The sequence below is a fragment of the Pseudobutyrivibrio ruminis CF1b genome, assembly GCF_000424005.1.
Taxonomy (GTDB): Bacteria; Bacillota; Clostridia; order Lachnospirales; family Lachnospiraceae; genus Pseudobutyrivibrio; species Pseudobutyrivibrio ruminis_C.
Genome location: NZ_AUJB01000008.1, coordinates 650,511 through 662,305, shown reverse-complemented (window position 1 = coordinate 662,305; position 11,795 = coordinate 650,511). Strand labels below are relative to the sequence as shown.

The 11,795-nt window shown below is 38.2% G+C and carries 9 protein-coding genes; 1 reads left to right on the top strand and 8 read right to left on the bottom strand.

Annotated features, from left to right (window positions below; translation table 11 throughout):
* The first annotated feature begins 56 nt into the window (after positions 1-56).
* A complete protein-coding gene (locus G592_RS0105310) occupies positions 57-1,829 on the top strand; it encodes a diguanylate cyclase (RefSeq protein ID WP_028246895.1) in 1,773 nt (590 codons plus the stop codon).
* A 39-nt stretch (positions 1,830-1,868) separates the two neighbouring features.
* Here the strand turns inward: G592_RS0105310 and holA are convergent, their stop codons facing one another.
* From holA to G592_RS0105270, 8 genes are all read right to left on the bottom strand, one after another.
* Positions 1,869-2,849, bottom strand: a complete 981-nt coding sequence (gene holA, locus G592_RS0105305) for a DNA polymerase III subunit delta (RefSeq protein WP_028246894.1) — start codon at positions 2,847-2,849, stop codon at positions 1,869-1,871.
* A gap of 31 nt (positions 2,850-2,880) precedes the next feature.
* On the bottom strand, positions 2,881-3,774 hold the full coding sequence (locus G592_RS0105300; protein WP_155942158.1) for a radical SAM protein: 894 nt from the start codon (positions 3,772-3,774) through the stop codon (positions 2,881-2,883).
* 5 nt (positions 3,775-3,779) lie between these two features.
* Positions 3,780-5,546: a threonine--tRNA ligase gene (gene thrS, locus G592_RS0105295; protein ID WP_028246892.1), complete on the bottom strand. Its 1,767-nt coding sequence runs from the start codon at positions 5,544-5,546 to the stop codon at positions 3,780-3,782.
* 352 nt (positions 5,547-5,898) lie between these two features.
* On the bottom strand, positions 5,899-6,960 hold the full coding sequence (locus G592_RS0105290; protein ID WP_028246891.1) for a hypothetical protein: 1,062 nt from the start codon (positions 6,958-6,960) through the stop codon (positions 5,899-5,901).
* Between the two features lie 3 nt (positions 6,961-6,963).
* On the bottom strand, positions 6,964-7,422 hold the full coding sequence (locus tag G592_RS0105285) for an NUDIX hydrolase (protein WP_028246890.1): 459 nt from the start codon (positions 7,420-7,422) through the stop codon (positions 6,964-6,966).
* An 87-nt stretch (positions 7,423-7,509) separates the two neighbouring features.
* Entirely contained in the window at positions 7,510-8,154 is a 645-nt protein-coding gene (locus tag G592_RS0105280) for an N-acetylmuramoyl-L-alanine amidase family protein (protein WP_036951799.1), read from the bottom strand.
* 49 nt (positions 8,155-8,203) lie between these two features.
* The gene (locus tag G592_RS0105275; protein WP_028246888.1) at positions 8,204-8,992 is read right to left on the bottom strand and encodes a hypothetical protein; all 789 of its coding nucleotides are present in this window, start codon (positions 8,990-8,992) and stop codon (positions 8,204-8,206) included.
* 438 nt (positions 8,993-9,430) lie between these two features.
* On the bottom strand, positions 9,431-11,794 hold the full coding sequence (locus G592_RS0105270; protein ID WP_028246887.1) for a DNA internalization-related competence protein ComEC/Rec2: 2,364 nt from the start codon (positions 11,792-11,794) through the stop codon (positions 9,431-9,433).
* Position 11,795: the final 1 nt, after the last annotated feature.

Genomic DNA, 11,795 nt, shown 5'->3' with positions numbered 1-11,795 from the left:
ACTTTTATTGTATTATAACAAGTAGTAGTGTGCGAATTGTGTGCAGAGGACAAGAAATGAAGCAGTATAACTACGAAATTTCAAGCATTTCAAAAATAGCTAAACATCTTAAAGAGGTTCAAACGGATATTGCAGGAACCTCCTATTCTTCTGCGCTTTTCCATATTTATTCAATTCAATATGATGACGATTTATTACTTCAGGCACAGCAGGAAATCTTGAAAGCGTTCCCGGATGCAATCATTTGTGGAACCAGTTCCAATGGTGCCATCTTTAATGGTCAGTTGTCTGAAGAGGGCCTTATTTTAGCTATTTCAATCTTTGAATCTACTGAAGTTAAAGCATACATGGTTGAATGCGAAAGAAACGGTGAGGTTCAGGTAGGTAATAAGATTAAAGATATTATAGACGAAACCGAAGGAATCACTGCCGCTGAAATCTTTATTACTTTAAAATCAATCAACAGTACAACTGTCCTTAATATCGCACAATTATGTAAAAAAGACGTTATTATATTTGGCGGCGGAAGTGCTGACGTTGATATTTCAGGTTCGAATACTAAGGTTATAGTAGGAACCGAAATATGCCATGAAGGTGTGGCACTTATAACTTATTCCGGAGAGAATCTTAACATTGATGTTCATCATGCTATAGGTTGGAAGCCTCTTGGTAAAGAATTCCTTGCAAACAAAATTGAAGGAAAACGTTTATACGAATTGAATAATATCCCTGCAGGTGAAGTATATAGAAATTATCTCGATATCCATGCAGATGAAAGTTTCTTTGATAACATTTTGGAATTCCCAATCATGTCTAAGCAACATGGTTTTGAAGTAATGCGATTACCTTTCTCCTGCAACGATGAAGACAAATCTATTATTCTGGCTGCAAGTATTGATAGAGGTACTCCTGTACAGCTTTCTTACGGTGATCCAGACGTTATACAAAGCGATGTTCGCAATCTTTTAAATACTGTTACAGAATATGCTCCTCAGGCTATTTTCCTCTATAGCTGCGGTGTAAGACGTCTTTATTGGAAATATCTGATAAATAAAGAGACATCTCCATTTGCAAAAATAGCACCTGTTGCAGGTTTCTATTCCAGCGGCGAAATAATGCGTATGGACAACTATATAATCGAGCATCACGTTACACTTATAGCAATAAGTATGCGTGAAGGCGATAAAGCAATTGCACAACCTACCTCTGGAAAGAAAAAGGTTCTTCCTATGAGTGAGGAAGAAAAAATCCATGGTCAAATTTCAATGGTTAGACGTTTGGCTAACTTTATTAATGTTACTTCTGCCGAGCTTCAGGAAGCAAATGAGCAGCTTCAGGAAATCGCAGATACTGATTCACTAACAGGATTCTATAACAGACGTATGTTAGACCGTCTGGTACATGATGCTCTGCATAGAGCCAATAAATATAATTTGGATATGACCATTGGAATTATCGATATTGATGATTTCAAACTGATAAATGATACCTATGGCCACGATGCCGGTGATCATGTTTTGATTGAGCTTTCAAAGGCTATGTATGCAGAAGTTGAGAAACTGCCAAGCTCAATCTTTGGTAGGTGGGGTGGAGAAGAATTTCTATTCTTAGCTCCTACCCTTCATGCTGAGAAGGTTTTTAAGCAAATAGAAAACGCACGAAAAAGAGTTTCATCTCATGATGTTAAAGGAATTGGTGTTATTACTATCAGTCTTGGTATCACAAGCTTTAGGCCTGGCGATGATTATGCGACTGTGTTTAAACGAGCCGATGAAGCTTTATACAAAGCAAAAACCACAGGAAAAAACAAAACCTGCATAATATTATAAAAAGCTGAGCAATTGAAATCTCAATTAGCTCAGCTTATTTTATTTGCCTGCATATTTCATTATTATCATTTCAACAGCAAGATTTTCATCTAAAAGACCGGTCTTAACCTGCTGCTCAAATGTAGCAGCGTCTTTAAGCAAACTCTTAATCTCTTTAGAACCTAAATTCCTAATAAGAGCTTCATTCTTTCGAACAATATAATCCTGCATGCCAATTTTACGGGAAATAGTAGCTGTATTGTCTCCAAGCTCCTTTAATTCCCTGATAACGGACAGCTGTCTGAACTGCCTTACTATCATATAAAGAATTCTCATAGGAGGCTCCTTAGCAGAGAGCATATCCTGATACAAATCCATTGTCTTAGGCAAATCCTTTGTAGCAATGGAATTAATCATATCAAAAATCTTTGTCTCAATCTGTGGAATACAGATGGCCTTTACATCCTCCACAGTAATCTGAGGGTTATCTCCAACATAAGTGATAAGCTTATCCATCTCTCGCTTCATGTTGTCCATGCTGCTGTCTGTCATATCACGGAACTGTTCCCAGGCATCCTTTTTCATCTGCTTGCCAGAATCTTTAAGCATGCCGCCAACCCACTTGGCTAGAACTGTCTCGTTTGGCATGTTAATTTCTATGTCACGACCAGCAGCCTTTGCAGCCTTATAAAGTTTTCCTCTTTTATCTGCCGTAGGTTCCACAAAAATAAATACTGTGAAATCAGGAATGGTAGAAAGATAACTTCCTAATTCATCAGGCATCTTTTTACCAAAACCACTGTTTTCAATAAGAATAACTCGGTGGTCAGCAAGAAATGGCATAGTCTCAGCCTGGTCAATCACCTGATTTACATTAATCCCTGAGTCAGTATACTTGGAAAAGTTCATATTATCGCCTTCATTAACAAGTGCTGATATAAGCTTATTCTTGTACTGAAGCTTTAAGTACTCTTCCTCACCATAAAGCAGATATATATTTTGAAATTGTCCGTTTGCAATATCTTCGTCGATTCGTCTCATAGATAAAAGTATACCCTAATTGCTCTATCCATTAAAGTAGTCCTTCGCAATTAAAATCAGGTATAAAACTCTCCTTTGCTACCATTCTATCCTGAATAAAGGCATTATCAATTCCAAGTTCTATGGCGAAATTAATATATGATTCGTATTCACGTTTTGTGACCCTGCGATTAAGCTCTGGATATTTATCAGCAATATGAGCCATAGGCGTGTACTGACTCATCATGCTAACGTATATACGATTATCATATACTTCATGAAGGTAGCTGATTATATTTTTAGCATCCTTTACATGGCCAGGTAACAGCAGCTGGCGTACAATTACACCTTTTTGAATAAAACCATTTTCATCAAACTGAGGCTGGCCACACTGCCTTACCATCTCTTCTATAGCCGCCTTTGCAACTTCAGGATAGTCTGAAGCATGAGAATACTTTGCCGCCAAGTCTTTATCCATATATTTAAAATCAGGCAGATAAACATCCACTATTCCTGCTAAAAGCTTAAGACTCTCCACCTTTTCATAACCACTGGTGTTGTAGATGATTGGGAGTTTAAGCCCCTGCTCACGTGCCTTGGTAACAGATTCAACAATGGCAGGAATATAGTGGGTGCCTGTAACCAGATTGATGTTATTGGCGCCCTGAGCCTGTAAATTTAAGAAAATCTCAGCCAGCTGTTCAGTTGTAATCTCTTTTCCTACTTTGCCATGGCTAATCTCTTCATTCTGACAAAAAACACAGTGGAGCGGACATCCACTGAAGAATACCGCTCCACTTCCATTTTCACCAGAAATGCAAGGCTCCTCCCAAAAATGGAGAGCCGCCCGAGCCACCTTTACTGTGTTGCTGACCTGGCAAATTCCAAAAGAATTGTCTCGGTCAACATTACAGCTTCTAGGGCAAAGGTTACATTTATTCTGCATTTCTATTATTTACGACCCTTTGTCTTAATCTCATTTACAATAAGCTCTACAAACTCGTCAAACTTAACTGTTGTAGTGCCCTGCTCACCGTGAAGTCTGTATGATACAGTGCCCTCAGCCTCTTCGTTCTTACCAAGAACTACAAGATATGGAACCTTCTGAATCTGAGCTTCACGCATCTTGTAACCAAGCTTCTCTGAACGTGTATCAAACTCAACACGAACATCTGCATCATTAAGTGCATCAACAAGCTTCTGAGAGTATGCATTAAGCTCCTCATCATCATTCTTTACAGGAAGCACCTTAACCTGTGTAGGAGCAAGCCAAAGTGGAAGATTTCCCTTTGTCTCCTCAAGAATATATGCCATAAATCTATCAAGTGATCCAAGAATAGCTCTGTGAATAACGACTGGTGTCTGCTTGTTACTCTCTGCATCTGTGTATGTAAGGTCAAACTTTGCAGGTAAGCAGAAATCAAGCTGGCAAGTAGAAAGTGTAATCTCGTTACCAATAGCTGGCTTAACATTAACATCAAGCTTTGGTCCGTAGAATGCAGCCTCACCAATTTCCTCTGTGAACTCGATGCCGATTTCTGTAAGAGTCTCACGAAGAGCCTGCTCTGCTGTGTTCCACATCTCATCATCCTGGTGATACTTCTTTGTATCAGCTGGATCACGAAGTGAAAGAACGCATCTGTAATCTGTGATTCCAAAATCCTCATATGTGCTGAAGATAAGGTCGCATACGCTCTTAACCTCAGACTTAATCTGCTCCTGTGTACAGAAGATATGTGAATCGTTCTGGCAGAAGTGACGTCCTCTTTCAATACCCTTAAGAGTTCCTGAAGACTCGAAACGGAAATCGTGAGCGATCTCAGCGATACGGATAGGAAGCTCCTTGTATGAGTGTGGACGGTTTGCAAAAATTCTCATGTGGTGTGGGCAGTTCATTGGACGAAGAACGAAGTTCTCTCCTTCAACTTCCATAGCTGGGAACATGTTCTCCTTGTAGTGATCCCAGTGACCAGATGTCTGGTAAAGCTGAACTGTACCAACACAAGGTGTCATAACGTGGAGGTAACCAAGCTTACGCTCCTTGTTACGGATGTAGTTCTCAAGCTCTGTCCAAATTGTGTAACCATTTGGAAGGTACATTGGAAGACCACGACCGATAAGATCATCTGCCATGAAAAGCTGCATATCCTTACCAATCTTTCTGTGATCGCGCTCCTTAGCCTCCTCAAGAAGTGCAAGATGCTCGTCAAGCTGCTCCTGTGTTGGGAAGCAAACACCGTATACACGGTTAAGAACCTGATTCTCAGCATCGCCCTTCCAGTAAGCACCAGAGTGCTTAATAAGCTTGAAGTAACGGCAAAGCTTAACATTATCTACGTGAGGTCCACGGCAAAGATCAGTGAAATCTCCCTGATCATAGCATGAGATAGTCTGTGTATCCTCATCCATGTTATTAATAAGATCAATCTTGTAAGGGTCGTCCTTGAACATCTCAAGAGCCTCAGCCTTAGAGATTTCTCTTCTGTAAATCTTGCAGCCAGACTTAGCTACCTTCTTCATTTCCTTTTCGATTTTAGCAATGTCCTCATCTGTGAGCATAACATCGCCAAGATCCATATCGTAATAGAATCCCTCTTCTACTACTGGACCAACCCAAAACTTAGCGTTTGGATAAAGGTGCTTTACAGCCTGTGCCATCATGTGGGCACAAGAGTGATTGAGCATGTTTAAAGACTCATCTTCTTTGAAATTAACCATAATGTTTCTCCTTTAAAATGAATGTGATTTACCTGTTGGTACTAAGGGTGCAAAATCAAAAACACCCCTAGGAATAGCTATTTCTAGCATTCCTAAGGGTGCAAATTACATAAATCGTAAAATTTCGCACGGTTCCACCTTAGCGTTTCACTCATTTTGTCTTTAACGGAACTACCCGGAGACGCTTCCCTTATAATAAGGTTCTACGTTCAGCTCGAGAATGGTGTTCATATAAGCTTCCACTAGACGCTTCCAGCCTAGGCGTCCTCTCTCTTAGCTTCCGCAAATACTACTGTTTCTGTCATCGCTTTTCTGTGGTATATCCTACCACAAATATAGTAATTCCACAAGATTAAAGGTTGATTTTATTATATTGAAGCTGGTTGCTACCAATAACCGTCTGCGTTGCTCCAATTGAATCAAGCTTAGCATTAATCTTTGCCTCAAATTCATCATAAGGAATGAACTGAGCATCTGGTATGGTATTTATGAGGTTCTGATACTCACTGTCAGTGTACAGATTTGGAATGTCTAAAGTTTCACTAAAATTATCATCATATACTAAATACGAAAATACGATAGGAGCCATTTTATCTGCTGTACTTTTTTCTGTCTGAAGTGAGTAGACTACAATATTCCCTGGAAGACTTGTGGTATCAAGATTTTCTACTCCATATCTGTATGCAAGCATCGATAAGTCATATTCTTCTTCCTCATAGTATCCATAAGTATAAGAACCATCAGCATTTATTATTCCACAGTCATAGCCATGATTGCTGGCGCCATTGCTTCCACCACCACTTATGAAGCCTTGATAATTAATTGATGTTTCACTTCTTGACCAGCTACAATACGAATATACAACCTGAATTTTTTCATCAATTTCCTTAAGAATAAACTCTATGCTTGAAGCTTCCTCGACTATTGGACAAGTGAATCTAAGAACCATTTCCTGGTTTCCATCATTTCCACAATCTAGATATGCGTATTCTACTGATTTAACTTTTCCTTCGGCATAGTAGTTATCTGGGTTGCTGAAGATTGCGTTCATATCATCTACAAGCTCAGAGATAGTATAATCATCCTTTGTAAGCTTGCTGACAAACTCATCCTGGTAAGACTGGTATTCGTTGTCGATATATACATTCTTTTTGTAATAATCAAAGCTAAGCTTTCCAGTGCCGTTAATAAGGCTTTCATATGTATTTTCTGATGTTTCAGATGATGGCTCAGCTTCATCTGATTTTGTTGTTTCTGTAGATGAAGTTGCTGGAATATCAATCCCTGCTGTCTCATCCTGATTATTATTCTTTTGTAAGAATAAGTATCCCGCTAATCCAATAATCATTAATATCGCAATTACGATAACTGCAACTGAAATTGCTCTTCTTTGTCTTCTTCGTCTCTTTTTCATTAATTATTCCTCCATTACTGTCTCTATCAAATTGTCTTCTTTATCATAAACAAGCTTTAGTGAAAAATAATCTTGTCTATTTGCTAATAGTTTTAGGAAAGTCCTGTCTCCCTCCCAGAGATTTAAATCCATCACCTTATCAATATCTACCCAAGTAAGTTCTCCCTCATCACAGGAATCTGTAATGGTGCCTGTGAAGTCATCACTGGTAAATAGGTGTGCATACTCAGTCTCATCTCCCATAACAAAGGTAATATGACCTCGCATTTTTGCACTGTTAAGTGTAAGACCGGTCTCCTCTTTTACCTCTCTTTTGATGCACTCAAGTGGAGATTCTCCTTCTTCGATATGGCCTCCCACACCAATATATTTTCCAGAATTAATATCATGCTCCTTCTTGGTGCGATGAAGCATAAGATATTTGTTATCTTTTATTAAATAGCAAAGAGTTGTAAGTGTCATTTATAGTCCTTTCAACTTTTTTTAAACATCACTAAAGTATTCTAAAACAATAGTGATGCTTTTACCATCTTGTCATCTTAATCTTTCTTATAAATCAGCAAGAAACTGCTCCCATGCATCAGGATTTTTCACATAATATATAGGACACTCTTTTCCTGTAACATCATAGTGTCTTATCACGTCCTCAGGCTTCATACCAAACTCCTTTAGAAGCCAGTCTGTTAATTTAATCAGAGAATCATAGGAAGCCTCAGTAAACTTTCCTGATTCATCAGGATGACAAACCTCTATAGAAATAGTGTCATGGTTTCGATGATTACTTGCTGAAGAACGCTCATAAAGTGGAACACAGTTGATTATCTCACCATCTATCCCCACCACAAAATGTGAGCAAACATCCGAATCCTCGTGATTATAAAAATCTCTATTCTGCTGTGCGGTTGTTCCTGGATTTCCCACATAATGAATTACTATATTATTGATTCCATCTAACCTAAGTCCTGTTCGCGATGGATTCCCCTCATCTATGTACTGCACATCAATCCAATCTGGAAGTTGAATATTCTCGGCTATCTCAAGCCTGTCTCTATGAAAAAAGTATTTATATCCTCCGAATACTAATCCGCCAAGAATCAACAATTCCATAATAAGGGTAAATAATCTTTTACGCCTTTTACTTCTTCTTTCTTTTCGTCTGTTTTCTCTTCCTTTGCTCATCTTTCTTGAGCCCATTATTCTCGCCTCTTTTCAACCAGTTTACACACTATAGTATTCTAATACATTATAAAAGATAAGTCTTGATTTTCTCTTCAATCAATTTAACATCAAAGCTGATTCCAGCCGATTCAAAAGAAACTATTAAATTATCTCCTAAAACAAGCCCTGACTTTTCATATCTTAATAGCTTTTCCAAATTTGTTTCTGAATAATCCTTATCAGAAGCCAGTCCAAAATGTTCCCAATAAAATGTTTTTCTATCTCTTTTATTTAGTAGAATAAAATCAGGATAACATATCTTACCATTATATAATACATAAGAAGCTTCATACTGATATGGAATTCCCATTTGATAAAATAAATCTGCTAATATCTTTTCTGACTTTGATCTAACATATTCCCCGCGATTAGTTAGATATGTGTCCCTTTTCTCAAATGGATTTTGATTACCCGGATGCTCGTCTAGCCACTGGTTAACAAATTCTTGTTCTATCGGACGAAGAGGCTCTATTAGTATCTGTCTACCCTTACAAAACTTTTCATACACTGCGTCTATCGGGTTTTCTTCATATCTTTTAATAAATTTTTCAAGAATACTCTTTTGTTCTTGTAGTTTATCCATTAACTTGTTGTAGTAATCTCGTTGTACTAGTTCTTTTGCATAATTATTATTTCTTGACGGTATGTACGTCAGATTACCTAATCCGTCGCGATAGTAATATTGGTACACACCATTTCCTTTCTTAACAACTACAGAATTAGAAGACTTTATCACTACTTTTTCCCTAAGTCTTAATTTCTTTATCGATTCATCGATTTCATTGAGTTCTTTTTCTAATATTCCTATATTCATTTCAACTTAAACCTCTCTTTTAAAATATCAATATCTCTATAAGTATTATTTACACAAACATACTACGATTATTACTACCTAATCATTGACCACGCTTCACAGGTAGTAATCTACTTAGTTGTGTTTACTACCTGTGGTGTTTTATCTTTACACAGATAGTAAACATTATGATTTTGGCTACTACCTGTGGTGGTTTTCAAATCTTAGGTAGTAGACTTTTCTATTTCGGCTACTACCTGTAGAGACTTTCTTTTTAAAGGTAGTAAACTTTACCTTTTATATTACTACCTGTATAACTTTTCTTAATCTAGGTAGTATAAATTTCTCTCTAAGGTACTATCTATTCAATTTTTCTTTTCCTAGGTAGTAACCTCAAAATAAGTTACTCCCTCCCCAATCGTTCTTCTTAATAACAGGTAGTAACTCAACAATGGGCTATTAAAATAATTTCTCAGAGATATATTCATCCACTCCTGCTGCGTTCACCCTCACGCGGCCGGAGTTCATGGTGTAATAGATGGAACCTGCCGCGGCCTCAAGGCGTTCTATCGCTTCAGCAGATGGGTGACCATATCGATTAATCTTGGCGCAGCTGATGACTGCTACATCCGGTGACAATGCCGACAGGAAGTCACTATCCGAGCTAAAGCGACTGCCGTGGTGGCTGACCTTAAGCAGATCCACGTGGTCTACAAAGCCTGATGAAGCTATAGCCCGCTCCTGCTCAGCTGCTATGTCACCACCGAAGAAGGCAAAGAACCCCCCTGGCTCCTCAGTTTCTCGAGAAAACAATCCATGATTTTCATATTCCATAAGAAGACATAATGACAAGTCATTAACATCATCCGAAACCATTCCTGAATATGGATAGACACAGGTAAAGGATAAATTTCTAGTACCACACTCATCTCCCTGTTTCATATACAGGACGTTAGTATCATTATGCTCTGCCAGTGCCAACAACTGTGACAGAGTTTCTCCTTCGGGAATCTCTGCCGACAAGACAATATTATCAATCTGATAGCCCCGTTCAAGTAACTCCAGAACTCCTGACACATGGTCCAAATCCATATGTGTAATGAACCAGTAATCAATAGAACCAACCCCTTTGTATTTCAAAAATGGCATCAAGGTATATTGACCCACAGCATCTGATGAAGTGCTACCTCCATCAATAAAGAAACGTGCCCCATCACCAGAGTTAATATAGATTCCGTCGCCCTGGCCCACATCAAGGATATCTATTTCAAATTCTCCCTTTTGAGGGTGCAGCCATAATATGGCTATGAAAATAAATGCACCTGCTTTAAGCAATAATGAATTCCTTTGATTCACCTTTTTACCTGAATTAATATTTTTTGTTATATAATCCAATCCATATACTATAAACAGTAATATCAAATAATAAATCACAACAGTCCACATGCTTCGGTATCCTACAACCATTGTGGAGCCAGGAAGTCTCTGAACAAAATCAGAAAGCAACTCATATTGGTATATAATGCAATGACAAATAAATAGTAAGATTTTTACAAACAACGCTGGAAACATTTTCCACCCAATAAGAGCAGATGAACCAAGTCCAGCACAAGCTCCGATGATTCCTGCTATTAATCCTGTTCCAAGCACCACCGGCATAATTGGCAGCACCAACAGATTCAAAAACACCGAATATAATGGTGTTTGATAGTATAGCTGGGTAACCAGCGGCAGCATCGCTACAAACATTCCAAAGGAAAATACCAGACTGCTACAAATATACTGAATTACTTTATGAAGCCAGGTTTCGTCAGCATAAAACTTGTCATGAGATTTTTTGGAACGCCTGAGATACATAAAGTAATTCGTAAATGCGTTATTCAATGGCAGAACTATAAAATAAATTCCTATTACTGCTCCAAAAGAGAAAATAAAACTACCGTTTTTGATATATAAAGGATTTCCAAGCAAAAGAATATCGGCCACAACCGCCATGGCTGTAGGCATGTCATAGCACTCTCCCGTAATCTGAGCTACTAGATATATAAGAAACATACCGATAGCTCTGACAGATGAGACACTTCCTCCTGTGACTAAGCCATAGCACACCGCCACCATTCCAGCCAGGGTGCCACAAAGCAAAAATCCAACTCCCCTTTTTCGAAGCATTTTGTATACTGCCATACAGATTACAGAAATATGCAAACCTGACACAGCTAAAATATGAGCAATGCCAACATTTTGAAAAAGGGTTTTCAGTTCTGTATCCAGCCCACTCTTTTCTCCAATAACAACACTGGATAAAAATCCTGCCTCTTCCCCCAGTAGATATACTTCATAGACCGATGAAATCCTTTGCCTGATTTTAAACCCATAATCATGGTCTACAAAGGAATTGCAGCTATAATCGTAAGCTCCAATATCAGTCAGCTCCAGATAAAGCCCAAGGGAGTTGTAATAGTTTTTCATATCAAAACAGCCCTCATTGGTAGCTGCAGAAAAATGTTTTACTTTACCTTCAATATTTACTTTTGAATAATTTGGAATTATGTCTGATTCTAATTTGAATATAAAAGATGTGTTAGAAAGTGATCCGCTTCCAGTGGTAACAGAAGCGTTTTTTACATAATAAAGAACTTTGTCTTTCTTTATTTCCTTGTGATATATATAACCTTTTGCTTTAGCCCACTGCCCTTCCTCCAAAAGGGCAGCTGCTTCAGCCTTATCATATACCCCCAGAAAATCCCAGGGGGCATATGCACTAATTGCTATCAAAAGAATAATCACCAAGGAAATCCTACAAAGTACGCGACCTTGTAACATA